The organism is Saccharothrix coeruleofusca, assembly GCF_017876325.1.
GTDB lineage: Bacteria > Actinomycetota > Actinomycetes > Mycobacteriales > Pseudonocardiaceae > Actinosynnema > Actinosynnema coeruleofuscum.
The window spans coordinates 2,292,193-2,315,528 of the sequence record NZ_JAGINV010000001.1 but is presented as its reverse complement, the minus strand read 5'-3'; the positions used below and the strand labels follow the sequence as shown (position 1 = coordinate 2,315,528).

General features: G+C 72.3%; 10 protein-coding genes. 7 read left to right on the top strand and 3 right to left on the bottom strand.

Translation table 11 applies throughout. The features are described from left to right. Positions 1-150 precede the first annotated feature (150 nt). Together JOF41_RS10755 and JOF41_RS10750 are read left to right on the top strand one after the other, a co-directional pair. Entirely contained in the window at positions 151-1,437 is a 1,287-nt protein-coding gene (locus JOF41_RS10755; RefSeq protein WP_209618232.1) for an MFS transporter, read from the top strand. Further along, a complete protein-coding gene (locus JOF41_RS10750; RefSeq protein WP_307867365.1) occupies positions 1,434-11,528 on the top strand; it encodes a non-ribosomal peptide synthetase/type I polyketide synthase in 10,095 nt (3,364 codons plus the stop codon). Before JOF41_RS10755 ends, JOF41_RS10750 begins: the two co-directional genes overlap by 4 nt. Positions 11,529-11,655: 127 nt before the next feature. Here the strand turns inward: JOF41_RS10750 and JOF41_RS10745 are convergent, their stop codons facing one another. After that, the gene (locus tag JOF41_RS10745; RefSeq protein WP_209618226.1) at positions 11,656-12,720 is read right to left on the bottom strand and encodes a spore photoproduct lyase family protein; all 1,065 of its coding nucleotides are present in this window, start codon (positions 12,718-12,720) and stop codon (positions 11,656-11,658) included. Positions 12,721-13,081: 361 nt separating this feature from the next. Between JOF41_RS10745 and JOF41_RS10740 the strand changes: the two genes are divergently transcribed. Genes JOF41_RS10740 through JOF41_RS10725 form a run of 4 tightly spaced genes read left to right on the top strand, consistent with a single transcriptional unit; the run spans position 13,082 to position 18,408 of the window. Then, positions 13,082-14,653 carry an NAD(P)-binding domain-containing protein gene (locus JOF41_RS10740; protein WP_189226443.1) on the top strand — a complete coding sequence of 524 codons (1,572 nt, stop codon included), beginning with the start codon at positions 13,082-13,084 and terminating at the stop codon, positions 14,651-14,653. Then, the gene (locus JOF41_RS10735; protein WP_189226444.1) at positions 14,650-15,729 is read left to right on the top strand and encodes an alpha-hydroxy acid oxidase; all 1,080 of its coding nucleotides are present in this window, start codon (positions 14,650-14,652) and stop codon (positions 15,727-15,729) included. The genes JOF41_RS10740 and JOF41_RS10735 overlap by 4 nt, the downstream gene beginning before the upstream one ends. After that, positions 15,726-17,117: a cytochrome P450 gene (locus JOF41_RS10730; protein WP_307867364.1), complete on the top strand. Its 1,392-nt coding sequence runs from the start codon at positions 15,726-15,728 to the stop codon at positions 17,115-17,117. Before JOF41_RS10735 ends, JOF41_RS10730 begins: the two co-directional genes overlap by 4 nt. 13 nt (positions 17,118-17,130) lie before the next feature. Continuing rightward, complete coding sequence (locus JOF41_RS10725) at positions 17,131-18,408, top strand: cation:proton antiporter (RefSeq protein ID WP_189226445.1); 1,278 nt, start codon at positions 17,131-17,133, stop codon at positions 18,406-18,408. Positions 18,409-18,460: 52 nt separating this feature from the next. Here JOF41_RS10725 and JOF41_RS10720 read toward each other — a convergent pair whose 3' ends face one another. After that, positions 18,461-18,817, bottom strand: a complete 357-nt coding sequence (locus tag JOF41_RS10720; protein ID WP_189226446.1) for a hypothetical protein — start codon at positions 18,815-18,817, stop codon at positions 18,461-18,463. A 45-nt stretch (positions 18,818-18,862) separates the two neighbouring features. Beyond that, positions 18,863-19,345, bottom strand: coding sequence for a YybH family protein (locus tag JOF41_RS10715; RefSeq protein ID WP_229796170.1), 483 nt, complete (start codon positions 19,343-19,345; stop codon positions 18,863-18,865). A gap of 608 nt (positions 19,346-19,953) precedes the next feature. On the opposite strand from JOF41_RS10715, the gene JOF41_RS37720 reads away from it, so the two are divergent. After that, positions 19,954-23,331 (top strand): ATP-binding protein, encoded by a 3,378-nt coding sequence (locus tag JOF41_RS37720; protein ID WP_209618220.1) that lies wholly within the window; start codon positions 19,954-19,956, stop codon positions 23,329-23,331. The last annotated feature ends 5 nt before the right edge of the window (positions 23,332-23,336 follow it).

Here is a 23,336-nt window from a genome sequence, read left to right as displayed (position 1 = left end):
ACCACCCCGGCGGTGGGTCCGGTTCGCGCGAACCGGTGCACGCCGGAGCACCCGGCACCAGACCGCGACGCGGCCGGTCCGGTCGCGGCCGCCCTCTCGTCCGCCCCGGTGATCGAACGGCCCAACCACGTGACACGACCAGGGCGACTCGTGCCGCAGCGCTGCGGGCGACCGAGCGTCGTTGCGCGGAGGCCCGGCGATCAGCGCCGGACGCCACCGGCGAAGCACCCGTTGCGACCACGTCCACCAGCTCTGATGGGAACGAATGCGTTGTTGCAGGAAGATCGGCGAGCTCTCCGCCTGTTCGTCGCGCTCGTCGGCGGTTACTCAGTCTCCGCGTACGGCACCTACCTCAACCTGGTCGCGTTGAGCCTGTTCACGTGGCACCTCACCGGCAGCGCGTTCACCACCGGTGTGATCATGGCGCTGCGGCTGACCTGCGGATTCCTCGGCGGACTGGTCGCAGGCCGAATCGCGGTGGCCGGTCGGACCGCCATGATCGGATCGGACATCGCCCAGGCCGCGGCCATGGTGGCCCTGGTGATCTGGCCGAGCCTGGCCGTCCTGTGCGCGGTGGCGGTGGTCATGGGCGTCGGCAACACGTTCTTCGCGGTCGCCCTGCGCAGCAGCGTCCCGCGGATGGTCGGCCAGCACCAGCGCACGAAGGCCAACGGTTACCTGGTCACGGGGCGTTCGATCGGCACGGTGCTCGGTTTCGTCTCCGCCGGAGTCCTGATACCCGCAGCCGGGTACGACGCGGCCTTCCTGGTGAACGCCGCGTCATTCGTCGTCTGCGCCGCGACTCTGGCCGCGCTTCCGCTGGGCACCACGACACCTGAACCGTCGCGGCCGAGCGCCCCGATCGGCACGTTGAAGCTGCTGCGGACGCTTCCCGCCTGCTTCCTGGGCATGTTCGCGGTCCGCGGCGCCGACGCGCTGGGATCGGCGTCCCACAACGTCGCGCTGCCGATCTTCGCCCCCGCACCGGCGTTCATGAGCCAGTTCTGGACGGCGTGGGCGATAGGCGCGTTCTCGGCGCACCACGTCGTGTCCAGGTGGGTCGAGCGACGTGGCAGCCCTCCTGGCGAGCGGGCCTTCGCGATCGGCACGTGCGTGATGTCCTTGGCGTTCTTCACCGCTTTCACCGGCCTGCCCGCGGTCGGGCTCGTCGTGGTGGTGTTCGCGGCGGGCCTGGCGGACGGACTCACCGAGATCAGCTACGTGTCCAGGCTGCAGACGTTGCCGGAGGAGCTCCGCGGCCGGGCCTTCGGCGTGTCCGCCAGCGTCGAGGCGGGCGGCTTCGCGATCGGCATGCTCATCGCCGCCGGTCTGCTGGAGGCGCTTCCTCCTCCGGCGGTCGTCGGTCTGCTCCACGGCGCCGCGCTAGTCACGGCTGGAACTCTCCTGCTGATATCGACCACTCTGAGGAGAACATGACCATGGGAGAATCCTCGTTCACCTGCGGTGGCGATCTCCACCTGAGCGACGACGACCCCCGCGACGCGGTTGCCGCCCTCCTGCGCGCCGCCCGAGAGTTCCCGCACTCGGGTGTGGGCACATCCCATGGCCTGCAGACCTATCCGGATCTCCTGGCCTTGGCTCGCCGCATGACCACCCGCCTCCGGCGGTCGGGGGTGACCAGCGGTGACCATGCCATCATCGCAGGTCTGCCGCTGACCGCCTTCTTCCCGGCGTTCTGGGCGTGCCTGCTCGGCGGGATCAAACCGGTGGTCATCGCCGATCCGCCCGCCCGCGGCCCGGCCCACGACCGGCTGATCCACACCTGGAACCTGCTCGGCAGGCCACCGGTGATCACCGACACCACCGGCGCCGCGGCCCTGGACATCGCGACCATCGACATCTCCGGGTGCGAGGACGAACCGGAAGCCGAGCAGGTCCACCACCCGCAGGAGGACGACGTCGCGCTGTTGGTGCTGTCATCCGGCAGCACTGGCGCCCCCAAGGCCGCGCAGTTGACGCACCGCGCGCTGGCCGAGATGGCCGCGGGGAGCGGACGTGTCCTGGGCATCGATCCGCCTGCCGTCTCGCTGAACTGGTTGCCCATCGACCACAGTGGCGCGCTGCTGCTCTACCACGTGGCCGAAGTGTTCGCGGGCTGCACGAACGTCCACCTGCCGACCGGGGATGTGCTGGCCGATCCGCTCACCTGGCTCGACGCGCTGGCCGAGTGGCGGGCCAGCCACACCTGGGCGCCCAGCTTCGGCTACCAGCTCGTCGCCCGCGCCGTCGAGGCCGCGGGCGACCGGAGCTGGGACCTGAGCGCGGTCCGCTCACTGGTGTGCGGCGGTGAGCAGATCACGCTGTCGATGGTGGACCGGTTCTTCACGGCCACGGCACCCTTCGGGCTGACCCGCGACATGTTCGTGCCGACCTGGGGCATGGCCGAGACGACGACCGGGATCACGCATGGCGGGTTGCACGTGCGGCACGTGCTCAAGTCCAGTCTCGGCGCAACCCTGCGGTGGGCGGAGGGACCGGGCCCGGACAGCTCGACATTCGTCACCGCCGGCTCGCCCGCCCCCGGAGCGGCCATCCGGATCGTCGACAGCGACGGCAACCCGCTGCCCGAGAGGCGGATCGGCAGCCTGCAGGTGTCCGGCAACCGGATCACCACCGGCTACGCCAATAATCCCGAAGCCACGCGGGCCGCGCTCTCCAGTGACGGGAAGTGGCTGCACACCGGCGACCTCGCGTTCATCGACGAGGGCGTGTTGGTGATCACGGGCCGGGAGAAGGACGTGATCATCCTCAACGGGCACAACGTGTCGTGCCACGAGGTCGAGGAGGTCGCCGGTTCCGTCGCAGGCGTCCCGGCCGGTGGCGTCGGCGCGTGCGGCATCTCGAACCCGGCGACGGGCAGCGACGAGCTGGCGGTCTTCTTCGAGGACAACGGCGTTGATACCGCCAGGATCCAGCGTGACATCAGGGCGGCCGTGTTCACGCGCCTGCGGCTGACCGCCGCGCGCGTCATCCCCGTGCCCGCTCGCGACTTCCCCCGCACGAGCAGCGGCAAGGTGAAGCGCGGCGCGCTGCGGGAGCTGGTCGAGCCGGACGTGCGCGCGACCGTGAGCGACATCCTGGGCCAGGAGATCGACGAGCACACGCCGTTCTACGAGCTGGGCCTGACCTCCGTGACGCTGATGCAGCTCAAGGCCCGCCTCGAAGAGCGACTGGGCGTGAGCATCGAGAGCACCGCCATGTTCGAGCACCCGACCGTGGCCGCGCTGACCGCCCACGTGATGGGCAGGCCACGAACCGGGCCCGCCACGGCAGAGGCGCGCCAGGAGGACACCAGGATAGCGATCATCGGGATGTCGGCGAGGTTCCCCGGCGCGTCGACGATCGACGAGTTCTGGCGGAACCTGCGCGAGGGCGTGGACAGCGTCGACAGGTTCACCGACGCCGACCCCGATGTGGTGCCAGTCGGCGGCACGTTGGCCGATGTGGACGTGTTCGACGCGGAGTTCTTCGGGATGTCCCCGGCTGAGGCCGAGCTCACCGAGCCCGACCACCGGCTGTTCCTGGAGTGCGCTTACCAGGCGCTGGAGCACGGCGGATACGCCGCCACCGGACCAGACCTCCGGGTGGGCGTCTACGCGGGTTCGGGCATGCACCTCTACGGTCACCAGGACCTGCTCCGGCCCGCCCGCGACGTCCCGACCGCGATGCAGGCGACCATCGGCACCCAGCCGGACTTCCTCGCGTCCCGAGTGGCCTACCGGCTCGGCCTCACCGGACCCGCGATCGGCGTGCAGACAGCGTGCTCGACGGCTCTGGTCGCCGTGCACCTGGCCGTGCAGGGACTGCTGAGCGGCGACGCGGACATGGCGCTGGCGGGCGCCGCGGCCGTCCGCGTGCCGCAGGAGGCGGGTTACCGGCACTTCCCCGGCTCGATCCTCTCCGCCACGGGGCGCTGTCGGACGTTCGACGCCGAGGCCGACGGGACGGTCGGCGGCAACGGGGTCGCCGCCGTGCTGCTGAAGCGGCTCGACCGGGCCATCGCCGACGGTGACACCGTGCACGCCGTGATCCTGGGGACCGCGGTGAACAACGACGGCGCCACCAAGGTCGGCTTCACCGCGCCGAGCGTGTCCGGCCAGGTCGCCGTGGTCCGCGAGGCCCTGCGCAGGGCAGGGGTGTCCGGGGAGACGATCTCGTACGTCGAAGCGCACGGAACGGGCACCGCGCTCGGTGACCCGATCGAGGTCGAGGCCCTGTCCAGGGCGCTGCGCGCGGACACCGACCGCACCGGGTTCTGCACGCTCGGCTCGGTCAAGCCGAACATCGGCCACCTCGACACCTGCGCCGGGATGGCCGGTCTGATCAAGACCGTGCTGATGCTCCGGCACCGGGAGTTGGTGCCTACCATCAACCTGCGCGAGCCCAACCCCGAACTGCGCCTCTCGGACGGTCCCTTCGTCCTGGGCACTCGGCACCAGCCGTGGACCACGAGCGGCGGGCCGAGGCGGGCCGGGGTCAGCGCGCTGGGAGTCGGCGGGACCAACGCGCACGTGGTCCTGGAGGAGGCGCCTGCGGTGATTCCCGCGACCGCCACCGGTCCGGTGGTCCTGCCGCTGTCCGCGCACACTCCGGCCGCGCTCGGCCGACTGGCCGGGGAACTGCGCGACCACCTGGTGGAGCACCCCGAGCTGTCCGCAGCCGACGTCGCGAGCACCCTGGCTCTCGGTCGTCGGCACCTGGCTCACCGGACGGCCGTCGTCGGCAGGACGGTCGCCGAACTGGCCGACGCCTTGACCGAACTGCCGGAGCCCGCCGGTCGCGGCCCGATCGTGTTCGCGTTCTCCGGTCAGGACACCCTCCCGACCAGCGCCGACTTCACCGGTTTTCCGCGCTCGCAGGAAGTGCTCGCCGCTTGCGACAGCCCGCAGGCCCAGCCGAGGCTGTTCGCCTTCCAGGTCGCTCTGGTGGAGATGTGGCGTTCGCTGGGCGTCGAGCCGGACATCGTCACCGGGCACAGCGTCGGTGAGTACGCGGCGCTGTATGCCGCCGGAGCGCTGACGTTCGAGGACGGGCTGCGGCTGACCACGATTCGCGGCGAGCTGATGTCCGCCACCGAGCCCGGCGGCATGGTCGCCGTCGTCGGTGATCCGCCCGAGGTGGATCGGATCGCCACGAGGACCGGCACCGAGATCGCCGCTGTGAACGGACCGGGGGCGTGCGTGCTGTCCGGATCTGCCCGCGCCCTCGAAGCGGCGATCGAGCTGCTCGACGAGCAACGCATGGTCTGGCGGAGGCTCGACGTGGACCGCGCGTTCCACTCGGCCCTGATGGAGCCGATCATCGAGGACTTGCGCGCGAGCGCGTCGGGTGTCGTTCTCGGGCCGTTGCGGAAGACCGTGATCAGCGGCTTGGACGGCACGCCGTTGGCCGCGGTGGACGCGGATTACCTGTGCGACCACGCCCGGCGAACGGTGCGGTTCGACCGGGTCCTGTCCACGCTCGCTGACGCTGGGTTGTTCGTCGAGATCGGTCCCGGTCGCGTGCTCACGGGCATCGCCCGCAGGGCGCTTCCCGGAAGCCGCTGGGTACCGAGCTGGGGCACCGAGCTCGCCCTGCCCACCGCCCTCGCCGAGGTCTACCGGACAGGTGTGACGCCGGACTGGAGCGGAGTCGTCAACGGTCGTCGTGTCCCGCTGCCAGGTTGTCCGCTGCAGCGCACGCCGGTAGCTCAGCCCACGGCCCCGGAGCAGGCTGACGAGTCCAGCCTCGACGTGGTCGGCTCGCTGCTGGCCAAGCAGCTGGGTCTGCCGGAGGTGGATCCCGACCGGTCGTTCGTCGAGCTGGGGGCCGACTCGCTGACGCTGATGAGCGTGGTTCGCGAGCTGGACGTGAGGCACGACGTCCGGGTTCCGGTGCGGGAGCTGTTCGGCGAGACCGACACACCCCGGAAACTCGCCGCCAAGGTCGGGCGGGCGCTTCCCCGCACGGCGACCGAGCCCGCTCCCGAGCCACTCCGACCCCAGCCACCCCGGACCGAGCTGCCAGGGCCCCAGCCGCCCCGGACCGAGCTGCCGCCAACCGGACCTGCCCGAACCGAGCTGCCCCTGGCCGAGGCGGCGGACACCGACGTGTACGCGGTCATCGAGCGACAGCTGCGCATCACCGAGCGGCTGACCACCGAGATCTCCCAGCTCATGGCCCGTCAACTGGATCTCCTCGGGACGAGGGGAACCCCGCGGCCGCCTGCCGAACCGGATGCGAAGCCGGTCGCGAAGCCGGATGCGAACCCGGTCGTGAAGCCGGTCGTGAAGCCGGTCGTGAAGCCGCTGCCACAGGTCGACGTGCGCCCGCTCGCCACGACGCCGTGGCCGTCGCGAACCGCGTGCGACTTCAGCCTGTACTTCTTCGGCGACTACCCCGACGAGACCGCGCAGGACAAGTACCGGTTGATCACCGAGGCGGCCAGGTTCGCCGACGAGCACGACTTCCACGCCCTGTGGCTGCCCGAGCGGCACTTCCACTCCTTCGGCGCCCTGTTCCCGAACCCGTCCGTGCTCGCCGCCGCGCTGGCCGCGCAGACCAGCCGCGTCAGGTTGCACGCGGGCTCGGTCGTGCTCCCGCTGCACCACCCGCTCCGGGTGGCCGAGGAGTGGTCCGTCGTGGACAACCTCTCCGGTGGTCGGGCGGGCCTGTGCGTGGCGAGCGGCTGGCACGCCCAGGACTTCGTGCTCGCACCGGAGAACTACGGCAGGCACCGGGAGGAGCTCTACACGCGCCTGGACACCGTGCGCAGGCTGTGGTCCGGTGAGGCCATCACGGCCACCGCGGGCAACGGCGAGGTGGTCCAAGTGCGATCCCACCCTCGGCCCGTGCAGCAGCAGCCGCCCATGTACGTGGCGGTGGTCGGCAACCCGGAGAGCTACCGCAAGGCAGCGGCCGCGAACGTCGGTGTCGTCACGAACCTGATGTCCCAGACGGTCGAGGAGCTCGCGGCGAACATCGCGCTGTACCGGCGGACGAGGGAGGAGCACGGTCTGGACCCGGCCGCGGGTCGTGTCGTGGTGCTGGTCCACACCTACGTCGGTGATGACCCGGACGTGGCACGCGCCGAGGCTTTCGAGCCGTTCTGCGCGTACCTCCGCTCGTCGCTGTCGCTGTTCAACCAGGTGACGAACAGTCTCGGCGTGGACATCGACCTGGAGAGCGCCGCCGAGGACGACGTGACCTTCCTGCTCGAACAGGCGTACCAGCGCTACTGCGACTCCCGCGCCCTGATCGGGAGCCCGATCAGCTGCGGCAAGGTGATGGACGACCTGCTCGCGGCCGGGGTGGACGAGATCGCGTGCTTCGTCGACTTCGGCGTCGCGACCGAGAAGGTGCTCGCCGGTCTGCCCGCGGTGGACGAACTCCGGCGGGTGTACTCGCAGAAGACGCAGGAGACCAGGGTCGCCACTCCGGCCGAGCGCCGGATCTGGTTCCTCGAGCGGTTGCACCCGGCGCAGCGGGTCTACCACGAGCCGAAGGCCATCCGGTTCGTCGGCCCGCTGGAGGAGCAGGCACTGCTGGGCGCGCTGGCCAAGGTGATCGCCCGGCAGCCGGCGCTGCGCAGCGTCTTCCACGAGATCAACGGGGAACCGCACCGGGTCACCCGTCCCGATGTGACCATCGACTGCCCGGTCATCGACTGCGCGGGGCGTTCCGAGGAGGAGTGCCTGCGGGAGGTGATGGGCACCGCCGGGCGCGAGGTGTTCGACCTGACCACCGGTCCGCTGCTGTCCGCCCGACTGCTGCGGCTCTCCGCCGAGCACCACGTGCTGTTCCTGCTGGCGCACCACATCGTGTTCGACTCGGCCTCCACCGTGGTGTTCCTCAGGGATCTCGCGGCGTTCTACAAGTCCTGGCCCTCGGACGCGGCCCTCCCCGCGATCAAGGAGATCGCCGTCCCCGAGCAGGACCGCGAACAGGACGTCGAATTCTGGCGGGCCCACCTGGCCGACGCCCCCGAGCTGCGACTCCCGACCGACCGCCCCCGGCCCGCTGTGCGAACCGGCGAAGGCGCGTTCCTCACCCGCGAACTGGCCGGTGACCTGCGCGAGTGGATCCGCGAGTTCTCCGTCGAGCAGCGGGTGACGCCGTTCACCACCCTGCTGACCGCCTTCGCCACCGTGCTGTCCAAGTTCAGCGGCCAGGACGACCTGGTCATCGGCACCGGCCTGTCAAGCCGCCCGAACGACGACGTGATCGGCATGTTCGTCGACACGATCCCGCTCAGGATGGACCTGTCGGGTGACCTGCCGTTCGCCGCGCTCGCCCAGCGGCTCAACGCGTCCACCATGGACAGCTACGAGCACAGCGGCGCTTCGTTCGACCGCTTGGTCAAAGAGCTCAACCCGGACCGCGATCCGGGGCGCAACCCGCTGTTCCAAGTCCTGGTCGAGTACGAGAACGCCGGTGCCGTCGACTTCGACCCGCCCCGGCTGACCGCGACCCCGCTGGACGTGCCCAGCGACCGAGCGCCGATGGACCTGGTGCTGTACCTCACCAACGCGGCCGACGGCGTGCGGTGCGTGGTCGAGTACGACACCGCCCTGTTCGACGAGAGCACGATCCAGCGGATGCTCACCTACTTCGAGCACGTGCTGCGGTCGGCCAGAGCAGGTGTCCCGGCGGAGATCACCGCCGAGGACCGGCACCTGCTCGCGCGCTGGGAGGGGGCTGATGCCGACAGTTCCACGGCTTGCCTGCACGAACTGGTCGACCGACGGGACCCCGACGCGGTGGCCATCACCGGCCCGTTGGGTGAGATGACCTACCGAGAGCTCGACGAGCGCTCGAACGGGATCGCTCACGTCCTGATCGACCACGGCGTGTCACCGGGCACGTTGGTCGGCGTCCACCTGCCACGCGGTCCCGAGCAGATCGTGGCCGTGCTCGGGGTCCTCAAGAGCGGAGCCGCTTTTCTGCCACTCGATCCGTCGCTCCCGCTGGAACGCCTGCGGTTGTTGATGGACGACTCCCGTGCCGCGGTTCTGCTCACCGATCGAGCGCGGCAGTCCATCGCCGAGGTGCCGACGTTCTTCGTGGAGGACTTGGGATCGTCCGCGGTGCCACCGCCGAACAGCACCAGCCCCGACGATCTCGCCTACTGCATCTACACCTCCGGTTCCACGGGACGCCCCAAGGGCGTGCTCGTACCGCATCGTGGCCCGGTGAACCTCGTCCGCCAGCACGGCAGGCACCACCCGCCGACGCGCACGCTGCAGTGGGTCTCCCCCTCGTTCGACGTCAGCGTGTACGACATCTTCACGACACTCGCGTCCGGTGCGGCGCTCGTGCTGACCGAGGACGAGATCCGCTACGACCCGGCCGCGGTCGCGGAGGTGATCCGCACCTACTCGGTCGAGCGCGTCTGCATGCCGTTCACCCCACTGCTGCACCTGCTGGAGCCGGTGCCTTCGCTGCCGTCGCTGCGGGAGATCGTCTCCGTGGGCGAGGAGACGGTTCCGACGCCAGCCGTGCACGAGTTCCTGGCGGCGCACCCGGAGTGCGTGCTCTACAACGCGTACGGGCCCACTGAGGCGTCCATCCTGGCCACCGTCCACCGGGTCGAGCTCGGTGACAGCAGGCCGCCGATCGGCCGACCGTTCGACGGCGTCCGGGTGCAGGTGGTCGACCCCGCTGGGCGACGCGTCCCGATCGGCGCGGTCGGCGAGATCCAGCTCGAAGGCGTGTGCGTCGCCGACGGGTACCTCGACAGGCCCGCCGAGACCGCCGCGGCGTTCGTGGCACCGCGCCGGTACCGCACCGGAGACCTCGGACGATGGCGTGCCGACGGCGTGCTGGAGTTCCACGGCCGCACCGACGACCAGGTCAAAATCCGGGGCAACCGGATCGAGCCCGGTGAGACCCGGCACGCCCTGCTGCAGCTCCCCGGAGTCCGGGACGCCGCGGTCGTGGTGCGGGACGGCGAACTCGTGGGCTACGTGGTCACCGACGACGATCCGGCCGACATCGCGTCGTCGCTGTCCCTGGTGCTGCCGTCCGCCCAGGTCCCGCGCCGCTGGGTCAGGATGGAACGACTGCCGCTGACCTCCAACGGCAAGCTCGCCACCTCCCAGCTGCCCGCACCGTCACCGGCGGAGGTCGCGCCACCCGCGACCGCGTTGGAGAAGACCCTGCACGCCCTGTGGCGAGCCGAGCTCGGCAGCGCCGACATCGGTGTCGACCAGTCGTTCTTCGAACTCGGCGGGCACTCCCTGACGATGGTCAGGTTGCTCAACCGGATCACCGCCGAGACCGGCACCGAGGTCTCGATGACCGAGTTCCTGCTCAACCCGACGATCCGCGGCCTGGCCGCCAAGCTCGTCGACCGGGTGCCGCTGAGCTGCGCCCAGCGCAGGCTGTGGCAACGCCACCACGCCCGCGTCGACTCGTCCGTCTACAACGTGGTGTTCCGGGTGGACGTCAACGGGCCGCTGGACGTGGACGCGCTGCGCCGAGCGCTCTCCGAGCTGGTTCAGCGGCACGCGGCACTGCGCACCCGGTTCTTCAGAACGCACCAGGAGGTCCTGCCGCACGTGCCGGTCACCGTGCCGGTGGAGGACCTGCCCGATGACCAGGCTCGGGTGCGCGACTGGTTCGTGTCCCAGGCCAGCGCGGAGTTCGACCTCTCCACCGCCCCCCTGTTCCGCGTCCGCGTCGGCCGTGTCACCGACGACAACTGGGTGCTGGCCGCCGTCTTCCACCACATGATCTTCGACGGCTGGTCGGCCGGGATCTTCTGGCGCGAGCTGTCGGCCCTGTACAGCGGAACGCCCCTGCCGCCGCCGTCCGCGCAGTACCCGGACCACGTCCGGTTCGAACGAGCCGCGGTGGCAGGCGGCGAGGAGCTGAGGTCCTTCTGGTCCAGGGAGCTCGCCGGGGCGACGCTCCACCCGAGCCTGCCTTACGACAAACCGCGTCCGAAGGCGCTCTCCGGCGCGGGCGCGCTCGTCCACCGCAGTGCTCCGGTGGCCTCGGTGCGGGCAGCGGCATCGGCTTCGGACACCACACCGAACGTGATCATCGCCCAGGTGTTCGCCCAGTGGCTGTCGGAGGTGAGCGGCCAGGACGACGTGGTGCTCGCCACGTCCAGTTCACGCCGGACCAGGCCGGAACACGAGACCATGATCGGTTACGTCGGGGAGGCCGTGCTGGTCCGGGTGCGCAGGGGCGATGATGTCGCCACCCGCCTGTACGCGGCGCTCGACCACCAGGAGCTGCCGCTCAGCGAGGTCGTGCGCACCGCCATCCCGGACGAGGCGGACACCCCCTACCCCGCGGTGCTGTTCACCGTCATCACGACCCCCGCGCCCACCGTGACCCTGGGGTCCGCGGCGACCGAGATCAGCGGTCACGGCGTTCCGGGGCAGGCTCGCACCGATCTGTACTTCGTGTTCACCCTTGGTGAGGGGGAGATCGTCCTCGACGTCGAGTACTCGACGGAGCTGTTCCACTCGACCACGGTGGAGAACTGGGCGGACCAGCTGATCAGCCGGCTGTCCTGAGCACCGCGCGGGCGCGCTCCGGGAGCACGCGACCTCGACCGCCCGGAGCAGGCGGTTCGCCCGGCGGGGGTTCCACGCGGCGAGGGCACGTCCTGGCCGGAAGGGCTGGACGTGCCCTCGCCGCCGGTCAGAAGGCGTAGCGGACGCGGAGGTAGGGGGCGTGCGTGGCGATCAGGGACAGGAGCTGGTCCAGGAGGGCGCGCTTGAGCCCGGAGCGGTAGCGGACGTTCACGCCGCCGCCCTCGCTGCGCTTGCTCTCCTGCAGGTCGGGCCGCCACAGCAGCTCCTCCGCGCGCGGGTGCCAGCCCAGGTTGACCTCGTGCAGCGCCCGGTTGTGCGTCAGCATGATCACCTCGGCGGCCAACTGGTCCCGCGTGGCCGCCGAGGTGGCGTCGCCCAGCGCCACCAGCAGCTCGGCCCAGTCCTCCAGCCACCCGTCGTGCACCACGACCGGGCTCAGGTTGACGTGCACCTCGTACCCGGCGGTCACGAAGTCGTCCAGCGCGGCCAGCCGCCGCGCCACCGGGCTGGTGCGGATGTCGAGCAGCTTCGCGGTGCGCTCGGGCATCAGGGAGAACCGGACGCGGGTGCGCCCCTGCGGATCCCAGTCGAGCAGATCGCGGTTGACGTACTTGGTCGCGAACGACGCCTTGGCGGTGGGCAGCCCGCGGAACAGCTCCACCAGGTCCCGCACGTTGTCGCTGACGAGCGCGTCCACCGCGCCGTCCGAGTTCTCGCCGATGTCGTAGACCCACGCCCGGTCGTCGACCTGGTCGGGCGTGGTCATCGGACCTTGGCGCGCCACGTGCCGCGCCAGGTAGCCGGTGATCTGCTCGATGTTGGCGAACACCGTGATCGGGTTGGAGTAGCCCTTGCGCCGGGGCACGTAGCAGTAGGCGCACGCCATCGCGCACCCGTTGGCCGTGGAGGGGGCGATGAAGTGCGCGGAGCGGCCGTTGGGCCGGGCGCTGAGCGACTTCTTCACGCCCAGCACCAGGGCTTCGCGCTTGATCCGCACCCAGCGCCGGGCGTTGGCCTCGTCGCCGTGCAGCTCGGGGATGCGCCAGTGGCTGGCCACCTCGACCCGCTCGGCGTCGGGGAACCGGTCGAGCACGGCGCGGCCGCGCGGCAGCTCGGCGGCGGCGGGCTCCACGTAGATGCGGGTGGGTGAGATCAGGGGCGGTGCGGTCACCAGTCCAGTGTCCGAACGGGACCGACAGTTCCGGCACAGGAACGGCGCGAGGTGCCTGGGCTCACCCGGACGTGGCGGCCGGAGCGGAGCGGCGCGCACGGCGGGAAGCGCGTGCGACCGCTCGGCGCGGCGCGTTGCGGGCCAATTGCCTACCACCGCGCGACCAGCGCGAGAAGAAATCGACAGCTCGCCGACAGCAATTGAGTCCATTCGGAGCACGACTTATCGGCGATCATTTGTTTTCGATACCCCAATTGTACGTGACGCAGATCACAGGAGGTGTATCTAGCTACCTCATTTAAGAATCAACTAACGTCCCGAATCGCCAGCACGACGACGGGAGAACGCTATGCCGAGCGCGGTGGAAGTAGACTACCTGGTGATCGGCGCGGGCCCGGCGGGCCTGCAGGCGGGGTATTTCCTCGCCCGCGCCGGGCGGAGCTACCTGGTAGTCGAATCGGGCGAGGCGCCCGGCACCTTCTTCACCCGCTTCCCCCGACACCGCAAGCTCATCTCGATCAACAAGGTGCACACCGGGTGGGACGACCCCGAGCTGCGGCTGCGCAACGACTGGAACTCGCTGCTGTCCGACGAGCACGCCCCGCTGTTCACCGCCCGCACGCCGCGCTACTTCCCCCACGCCGACGAGATGGTCGGCTACCTGGCCGACTTCGCCGCCACCCACGGCATCGACGTGCGGTACCGCACCCGGCTGGTCCGGATCAGCAGGCCGGACCAGTTCGAGGCCGTCGACCAGCACGGGAACACCTTCCGCGCCAAGCGGGTGATCGTCGCCACCGGCGTCTCGCTGCCCAACCTGCCCACCTTCGAGGGCGTCGAGCTGGCCGAGCGCTACGACGCGGTCAGCACCGACCCGGACGACTTCACCGGTCAGCGGGTGCTGATCGTGGGACGCGGCAACTCCGCCTTCGAGACCGCCGACAACCTGATCGAGACCGCCGCGGTCATCCACGTGGTGGGCGCGGGCTCGCTGCGCCTGGCGTGGCGCACGCACTTCGTCGGCCACCTGCGGGCGGTGAACAACAACTTCCTCGACACCTACCAGCTCAAATCTCAGAACGCGGTGCTCGACGGCCGGGTGGTGGCCATTCGCCGGGATGAGTCGGGATACTACGTGAAAGTCGCGTTCGAGCGGGTCGACGAGGTGGTCAAGGAAATTCGCTACGACCGCGTGATCCTGGCCACCGGATTCCGCTTCGACGCCTCGCTCTTCGCCCCGGAATGCCGCCCCGAGCTGACCATCAACGACCGGTTCCCGGCCCAGACCGAGACCTGGGAGTCGACGAACGTGCCCGATGTCCACTTCGCGGGCACGATCACCCAGGTACGCGACTTCAAGAAGTCGACCAGCGGTTTCATCCACGGTTTCCGGTATGGCGTGCGGGCCTTGCACCGCATTCTCGAACACCGCCACCACGGCGTGGGCTGGCCCACCGCCGACCTCGGCCACGAGGTGGAAGCCGCGGTCGACGAGGTCATCCGCCGCGTCAACACCAGTTCCGCGCTGTGGCAGCAGTTCGCCTTCCTCGGCGACGTGCTGCTGGTCGCCCCCGACGGCAACCTGCGCTACGCCGAGGAGGTGCCCGTGGACCACGCGCGGGTCGCCGTGCCTCGGGGGGACTTCGGGCCGGTCGCCGCGCACGCCGTGATCACCCTGGAGTACGGCGCCGACCACGACGCGGTGGACCCGTTCGAGGTGACCGCCGGCCGCAAGTCCCAGGACGACGTGCAGGGCCTGGACGGCCGCTACCTGCACCCGGTGGTGCGGCTGCACCGGGACGGGGAGCTCGTCGGCGAGCACCACATCACCGAGAACCTGGAGAACGAGTGGGACAGCGAGGCGGTGCACCGCGCCCCGCTGCGGGAGTTCCTGCGCGTCCACCTGGCCGCGCCCGTCCCGGCCCTGCCGTGACCGGCGTGCTCACCGCGCTGCACGACCGGGCCCGCGAGGTGCTCGACCCGGTGTTCTACGACTACGTGGCCGGTGGCGCGGGCGGCGAGCGCGCGCTGGCCGACAACGAGCGCGCCTTCGACCGGCTCGCGCTGCTGCCCAGGGTGCTGCGGGGCAGCGCGGTCCGGGACACCGCGGTGCGCCTGCCCGGCGCGCCCGCCACCGCGCCGGTGCTGGTCGCCCCCACCGCGTTCCACCGGCTGGCGCACCCCGACGGGGAGCTGGCCACCGCGCGGGCCGCCGCGGCGGCGGGCGTCGTGCTGGTCACCGGCCTGGCCGCCACCACGGCGGTCGCCGAGGTCGTCCGCGCGGCCCGCGCGGTGGACCCGGATGCCGCCGTGTGGTTCCAGCTCTACCTCCAGCCCGACCCGGAGGTGACCGAGTGCCTGGTGCGCCGGGCCGAGCGGGCCGGGTGCACCGCGCTCGTGGTCACCGCGGACTCACCGGTGTTCGGGCGGCGCGAGCGGGACCTGCGCAACGGCTTCACCGACCTGCCGCCCGGCTACGCCGCGGAGAACATGCGCGACCTGCCCGGCGGACCACCGGGAGGCACCCGCCCCATCGCCATGTCGCCGGAGCTGTCCTGGGACGACCTGGCCCGGCTGCGCGCCATGACAGCGCTGCCGGTGCTGCTCAAAGGCGTGCTGCACCCGGCCGACGCGCGGCTGGCGGTGGCGGGCGGCGTCGACGGCGTCGTGGTGTCCAACCACGGTGGACGCCAGTTCGACGCGGTGCCCGCCGCGGTCGACGCGCTGCCCGCGGTGGTCGAGGCGGTGGCCGGGCGCGTGCCGGTGCTGCTCGACGGCGGAGTGCGGCGCGGCGCCGACGTGGCGATCGCGCTGGCGCTGGGCGCCACCGCCGTCGGCGTCGGCCGCCCCGTGCTGTGGGGCCTGGCCGCCGAGGGCGAGCGGGGGGTGCGGCGCGTGTTGGACACCCTGCTCGACGAGTACGACCACGCGCTGGCCCTGTGCGGTGCGCGCGGCAACGCCGACCTCACCGGCGACCTGGTCGTGCGCCGAGGGGCAGGCGTGCGGTGAAGGTCCTGCCCCTGCTGGCGGCCGCCGCGGTGCTCACCGCGCCGCGCTGGCTGCCCGGTCGAGTCGTCGACCTGCGCGTCCGGGTGTTCCAGCTGGTCAACGGCGACCGGGTGGTGACGCTGCCCAACGCCGAGCACGGTCCCGAGGTCTTCGAGCGGGTCTACGCCGATCCCGCCGTCAACGGCCGCAGCCGCGGCGCGGGTCTGTCCGACCTGTTCTGGTACTGGCTCTCCCCCGGTCCCGAGGTGCACCAGGAGCACCTGGAGGACGGCCCCCGCTACGACGAGGTGGCCCGCGCCACCCGGCGGATCCTCGCGGGCTCGTCCGCCGCGCTGGCCGAGGCCGCCGCCCGCGCCACGGCCGCCGCGCTGGACGCGCTGCCCGCCGACCGCACCAGCCTGGTGCGGCTGCGCGACCTGATGATGCCGGTGTGGGCGGAGTTCTTCTACGAACTGGTGTTCCGCTCCCCCTGCCCGCGGCGGGCGCGCGAGCTGATCGTCGAGCACGCCGACGACGTCGTCACCTCGCTCAAGTGCACCGGCTTGCGCCACCCGCGCCGCCGCGCCCGGCTCACCCGCTACCTGCGGGCCCGCGTCGAGGCGGGGGACGTGCCGCACGAGCTGCCCCCGTCGTTGAGCACCGCCGAGCGGGTGCACTACCTCCAGGGCACCTTCTTCAACACCGCCGTGGTGCAGATGTCCGAGGCGTCGGCGCACCTGCTGCTGGCCATCGCCCAGCACCCGGACGTGGGGCGGCGGCTGACCGCCGACCCCGACGACGACCGCTACCTCGGCCACGTCATGGACGAGACCATGCGGCTCTACCCGCTGTTCGGCATCGCCCACCGCATCACCACCGGCGAGGTGCGGCTGGACGACCGGACGGTGCTGCCCACCGGGTCGGTGGTGTGCTTCAGCTACCCCGACTACCACGCCACCGGCTACGACCGGCCCGACGAGTTCGACCCGGACCGATGGGAGCGGCTGTCGCTCCGGGAGGCCCACCACATCCCCTTCGGGGTGGCCGCCAACCGGCCGTGCCCGGCGTGGCGGCTGGCGCCGCTGGCCCTGCGCGCCGCGACGCGGGAGGTGCTGCGGCGGTTCCGGCTGGAGTCCACCGCCTCGCACACCCGCTCGATCCCGCACCGGGCGCCGTGCCTGCTCGTGCCGCACGACGCGCCGCCGCGACCGGGGAGGCTGCGGGCGCTGCGGGCCTTCGTGCGGCTGCGCGACCGCTGGGAGGACGTGACGCGCAGCGTCGTCCAGCTCGTGCTGGGCACCGCCATGGTGCTCGACGCCCGCCGCCTGCGGCTCGCGGGCCGGTACTTCGACGCCCAGGACACCGCCGCCGCTCCCCCCGCCGGGCGCTGCCCGGTGGTTCACAGCTGACACGGGAGGCACGTTGACCCCTACCGAATTGGCACCCGCGTTCTTCCTCGCGGTCGTGGTCGTCCTGTTCACCTGCCGGGTCGTCGGCAGGCTGCTGCGCGCCGTGGGGCAACCTCCCGTGGTCGGCGAGATGGTGGCGGGCGTGGTGCTCGGCCCGTCCCTGCTGGGCGCGCTGCTTCCCGGTGTCGAGGCCGAGCTGTTCCCCCGCGAGCTGCGGCCGGTGCTCTACGTCGTGGGCCAGATCGGGCTCGTGGCGTTCATGTTCCGCGCGGGTTGGGAGTTCCGCCTCGACCGGGTGCGCGGCGTGGCGCGCTCGGCGGGCCTGGTCTCCGCGGTGGGCATGGCGGCGCCGCTGCTGCTGGGCATCGGCCTGACCTGGTTGGCCGACGGGCGGGTGGACGTGTTCCCCGACGACGTGCCGCTGCTGGTCTCGATGCTGTTCGTCGGCGTGTCCCTGGCGATCACCGCGTTCCCGATGCTGGCCCGCATCATCACCGAGCGCGGCCTGACCAGCAGCCGCTTCGGCGCCCTGTCGCTGGGCGCGGGCGCGGTGGACGACGCCGCGGCCTGGGTGCTGCTGGCCGGGGTGCTCAGCATCGCGGGCGGCAGCATCGGACCGGTGGCGTTCACCCTCGGCGGCTCGGTGGTGCTGCTCGCCCTGCTGGCGCTGGTGCTGCGGGCACACGGCAGGGCCATCCCGCTGGCCGACCGGATCACCTCGGAGAACCTGCTGCTGGTGGTGCTGGCGGTGCTGTTCCTGGCCGCCTGGTACACCGACGTCATCGGCTTGTACGCGGTGTTCGGGGCGTTCAGCCTGGGTGTGGTGTTCCCGCGCTCCGAGCGGCTGGACCGGGCGGTGGAGGCATTGCAGCCGGTGGGGGCGCTGTTCCTGCCCCTGTTCTTCACCTACTCCGGGCTCAACACCGACTTCGCGCTGCTGGGCAGCGGCTCGGTGCTGCTGTTCACCGTGGGGTGCGTGGTGGTGGCGGTGGTGGGCAAGTTCGGCGCCTGCTGGTTGGCCGCGCGGGTGGCCGGGGAGCCGCAGCCGGTGGCGCTGCGGGTGGGCGCGCTGATGAACGCGCGGGGCCTGATGCAGCTCATCGCGATCAACATCGGCCTGGCGGCGGGCATCGTCACCCAGGCGCTGTTCAGCGCGCTGGTGGTGGTCGCGCTGGTCACGACGGTGATGGCGACGCCGCTGCTGTCCTGGTTCGACCGGCGCGACCGCGCTCGCGGGACGACCGGGGCCGTGCTGCCGCCCGCCGTGGGGGTGACCTCTCCGCCCGCGTGAGCCCCGCCGGTGGGCAGCGCGCCGCACCCCCGTGCGGCGCGCTGCCCACCGGTCAGTACCGGTGGTGGTAGAGCGACCGGATGACGTGGCGCTCCAGCGCCGGGTCCTCGGCGACCGAGGGCTGCCCGCCCTCCAGGTCGTCCTCGAACACCAGCGCGTTGGCCGCGACGACGTAGGCGTCCGGCATCTCGTTGGACGCCAGCGTGTAGGCGCCGCCCGCCCGGTCCACCACCAGGTTGGTCATCACGGTGGCCAGCTTCACCTCGGAGACCGCCCGGAACACCACGTCGACCCGCGTCGGCGCGTCGGCGCCCTTGTCGCTGCGCAGCACGAGGACGCCGTGCGGGGCCCGGTAGGACCACACCTCGAACCGCCGCGGGAGGGCCAGCGGGAAATCGATCTTCGGCATCGCTCGCCGCACCTCCTCGCTCCAACGGGTTGCCTCGGTACACAACTACCGCGTGACCGGCACGTCCGCCATCGCCGCATCGAGTTCATCCGCCTCCAGCACAACCGAGGAGTTGTGCTCCCGGACGATCTTCCAGTGCTCCCCGGTCCGGCGCCACACCAGCGATGTCGTGGTGCGGATGCCGGTCACCGTCCCGCTGAGGTCCTCCAGCCGGGCGACGAACACCAGCCACGACGCGGCGAGATCGCCCGAGACCACCACGTCAGGCCCCGCAGCGACGCGGTGGTGGGCCAGGCGCAGGTCGCGGAAGGCCGGTTCCCAGATCTCGGCGTACTCCCCGGCACCGCGCGCGACGCGGTGCGCGGGGTCGAAGTCGTCGTACAGGACGACCCCGTCGAAGTCCCAGTCGTAGCGCGCGCCCTGGACGTCCCGGAAGTCGAACGGCGCGTCGCCGGGGTTGCGCTCCCAGCCGAACACCCAGTCGCGGTGCAGGGCACCGACCACCTCCACGTCGGAAGCGTTCGTCACCGGCTTTCCCTTCTGCTGAGCGGAATCCTGTCGACCACGACGCTAGGAAGCCGCTCGGCGGCCTACCAGGGTGCGCCGCTCCCACCCTCGCGCCCCGACCAGGGGTCCGATCCTCGCCCCGTCCGGCCGGCCACCCCCGAACGGCCGATGACCTACCCCCACGGAGGTAGGCGGGATCATTTCCACGGGCGATGACGACCCCCCGGCACTCCGCATAGCGTCGGCACCATGAGACCACCGGAGGACCGGAGGACACCGCCGGACCGCCGCGCGAACAGCCCAGGAGACTTCCGCAATACCGCCTCACAAAGCCGGTAAGCAGCAGTTCCGCAACCGCTGTACCACATCGGCCGGAGCATGCCCGCAGAACCCGCCCCAGAAAGCGCGACAAATCGATCGACAGGAAACGGACAGCTTCGCAACCGGTTAAAACCGCAGCTCAACGCGCCAAGATCGGTATCGTGATAACCTCGGAGCAAAGCAGGGGACATGCCCCACCCACTCGGACGAACCAGGCCTTTAACGCGGTTGAGCACAGCACCGGACAACGACCCCGGCCACCGGGTGCCGCGTGGTCGGAATGCCGAGCACGACCTCCGGGAACGGCCGTGAGCACCGCCTCGCCGCTCTCCGTGGCGCTGCTCGGGCCGGTGCGCGCCTGGCGGGACGGGCAGGGCGTGGACATCGGCGCGGCGCGACGCCGGGCGGTGTTCGCGATGCTCGCCGTGCGGGTGGGCCAGGCCGTCTCCCGCGACGAGCTGATCGACGGCGTGTGGGGCGAGTCGCCGCCCGCGACGGCCGCGGCGAGCCTCTACACCTACGTGTCCGGACTGCGCGGCGTCCTCGAACCCCACCGCTCCAAGCGGTCGGCGGCGGAGGTCGTCGTGTCCACGGGCGCGGGCTACTCGCTCCAGATCGACCCGTCCGCATTGGACGTGCACCGGTTCGAGCAGCACCGCAAGCGCGCCCAGGTCCTCGCCGAGACCAACCCGGAGGCGGCGCTCGGGGAACTCGACGACGCCTTGGCGCTGTGGCGCGGTGACGCGCTCCTCGGCGTCCCCGGCCCCTTCGCCGAGTCGCAGCGCGCGCGCCTGGCGGAGCTGCGGCTGGCCACCGTGGAGCGGCGCGCCGAGCTGGCGCTGGCGCTGGGCAGGCACGCCGACGTGATCGCGGAGCTGTCCGGGCTGACCACCAAGCACCCGCTGCGGGAAGGGCTGCTCGCGCTGCTGGTGACCGCGCTGCACCGGGGCGGCAGGCAGGCCGAGGCGCTGCGGGTCTACCGCGAGGCGCGCCGCGCGCTGGTGGTGGAGCTGGGCATCGAACCCGGCCCGGCGCTGCGCCGGGCGCACCGCGAGGCGCTCGGTGGCGCCCCCGCGCCCGCGCCGGGTGGCCCCGCCCGGTGGACCCCCGACGTGGCCGGGAACGGGCTCGTCGGCCGCGACCGCGAGCTGGACCTGCTGCGCCGGGCCGTCACCGACGTGGCGGCGGGCCGGGGGCGCGCGGTGTGGCTGGCGGGCGAGCCGGGTGTCGGCAAGACCGCGCTGCTGACCGCCGGGCTGGCCGGGGCCGCCGAGTTCGGGTGCCAGGTGGCCTCGGTGGCGGTGGACGAGCTGGCCGGGCGGTTCCCGCTGCGCGTGCTGCTGGACGGCCTGGAAGTGACCGGCCGCTCCCCCGACCCCCGGCGCGCGGCACTGGCGCGGGCGCTGGCCGACCCGGCGGAAGCCGCGCCGCCGTGGGCCGCGAGCGACCCGGTCGCACTGGCCGCCGAGCGCGTGCTCGCCTTCGTGGCCGAGCTGTGCGCGCGGGCGCCGCTGGTGCTGGTGGTCGACGGACTGCAGTGGGCCGACGAGGTCAGCGTCCTGGTCTGGCGGCAGCTGCTGCGGCTGGTGGACGAGCTGCCGCTGCTGCTGGTGGCCGCCGCGCGCCCGGTGCCGCGGCGCGACGACGTCGACCGGGCCTGCCGCGCGGTGGTCGACGCGGGTGGCGACGTGGTCGAGCTGGACCCGCTGACCGCCCCGGAGGTCGACGCCCTGCTGACCGGCCTGCTGGGCGCCCCGGCGGGCGCGGGCCTGAGGCGGCTGGTCGGCTGCGCGGGCGGCAACCCGCGCTACACCAGGGGCGTGGTCGACGCGCTGCTGCGGGAGGGCTCGGTCGAGTTCCACGACGGCGTGGCCGAGGTGGACGAGTTCGCCGAGGAGGAGGTCTCGCCTGCCCTGGTGGCCGCGCTGAACCAGCAGCTGGCCTTCCTGTCGCCGCAGGCGATCGAGGTGCTGCGCTGGGGCGCGCTGCTGGGCGTGGAGTTCTCGCCCGCCGACGCCGCGACGGCGGGTGGGCGCCCGGTTTCGGACCTGGTGGCCGCGGTGGACGAGGCGACGGCCGCGGGCGTGCTGGTGGAGTCGGGCGCGAAGCTCGCCTTCCGGCACCCGCTGGTGCGGCACGCCCTGCACCGCGGCCTGCCGGGGCCGGTGCGCACCGCGCTGCACCGCCAGGCCGCCCAGTCGCTGGCCGACGCGGGAGCCCCGGTCGAGGTGGTCGCCACGCAGCTGGCCGCCGCCCCGTCCGCCATCGACGCCTGGGTGGTGGACTGGCTGCTGGCCAACGCGGACCGGCTGGCCGAACGCGCGCCCGAGGTGGCGGCCGGGTTGTTGCGGACCGCGATCGACCAGCCCGCGGTGGACCCCGCGCACCGGGAGCGGTTGGCCGCCCGGCTGACCCGCCTGCTGCTGCGGCTGGGCAGGCGGCCCGACGCCGAGGTCCGGTACGTGCTGGCCCGCACCGAGGACCAGGACCTGACCGCCGAGATGCGCTGGGTGCTGGCCCGCCTGCGCCACCTCGACGGCGCGGCGGCCGAGGCGGCGGCGGTGCTGCGGGACGCCATCGCCGACGACGGGGTGCCGCCGGTGTGGCGGGCGCGACTGGCGGCGCTGCTGGCGCTGGTGCAGTGCGACGGGCTGGGCGAGCCGGAGGCGGCCGAGGAGACGGCTTGGCAGGCGCTGCGCGAAGCCGACGACGGCTTCGCGCAGGCACACGCCCACCAGGCGCTGGGGCGGATCGGGTCGGCCCGGCGCGACCACGAGGAGGCGTTGCTGCAGGCCGAGCTCGCCTTGGCGGTGGTCGGGACGCGGCAGGTGCGGGACGCCGGGCTGCGCACCGCGCTGTCCCTGGACCGGGCGGCGGCGTTACGCGAGCTGGACCGGCTCGACGAGGCCGACGCGGTGCTGCGGGAGAGCCGGGAGGTGGCCGCGGGCACCCCTTCGGCGGCCGAGGCACACGTCGCCCGTGCGGTGCAGGACTACTGGATGGGCCGGTGGGACGGGGCGGTGCGCGAGGTCGCCTGCGCGGACGCGAGTTCGCACGCGTTGCTGGACAGCGGTTCCGCCCTGTTGGCGCAGGGTGTCGCGGCCGTGGTGGCGGCCCGGCGGGGCCACCTGGGCATGGCGCGGGAGCACCTGCGCGCCGCCGACTACCCGCTGACCACCGCGGTCGAGCACGAGAGCGTCGACTTCCTGCTGGCCGCGCGCGCGTTCACCGCGCGAGCCGCCGGTCGCCCCGACGAAGCCGTCGCCGCGCTGCGCCCCCTGCTGCGGCCTCCTCGGGGGGTTGTGCGGCACCAGTGGTTACCCACCCTCGCCCGGTTCGCGCTGTCCGCCGGTGAGCCGGGGGTCGCCGAGCGCGTCGCGGAGGTGGCCGCGGAGGAAGCCGCCGTGGAGCGGAAACCCGCGGGCGCGTTCTACGCCGCCGAGCACTGCCGGGGCCTGGTCGAGCACGACCCGGCGCCCGTGCTGGCCGCGGCGGCGCGGTACCGGGAGGTGGGCAGACCGGTCGAACTGGCCGAGGCGCTGGAGGACGCCGCGACGCTGCTGGCCGCACGCGGTGAGCGGACGCGGGCGCTGGCGGCGTCGGCCGAGGCCGCGGCGCTCTACCGCGGCATGGGCGCGGAACTGGACGCGCGACGGGTCGAAGTGGGGTCGCACGGGCGTCCATGAGGTGG

Coding starts and splice junctions, on each gene's coding strand:
- JOF41_RS10750 (WP_307867365.1), top strand. CDS start 1,434: ATGACCATGGGAGAATCCTCGTTCACCTGCGGTGGCGATCTCCACCTG.
- JOF41_RS10720 (WP_189226446.1), bottom strand. CDS start 18,817: ATGCCGAAGATCGATTTCCCGCTGGCCCTCCCGCGGCGGTTCGAGGTG.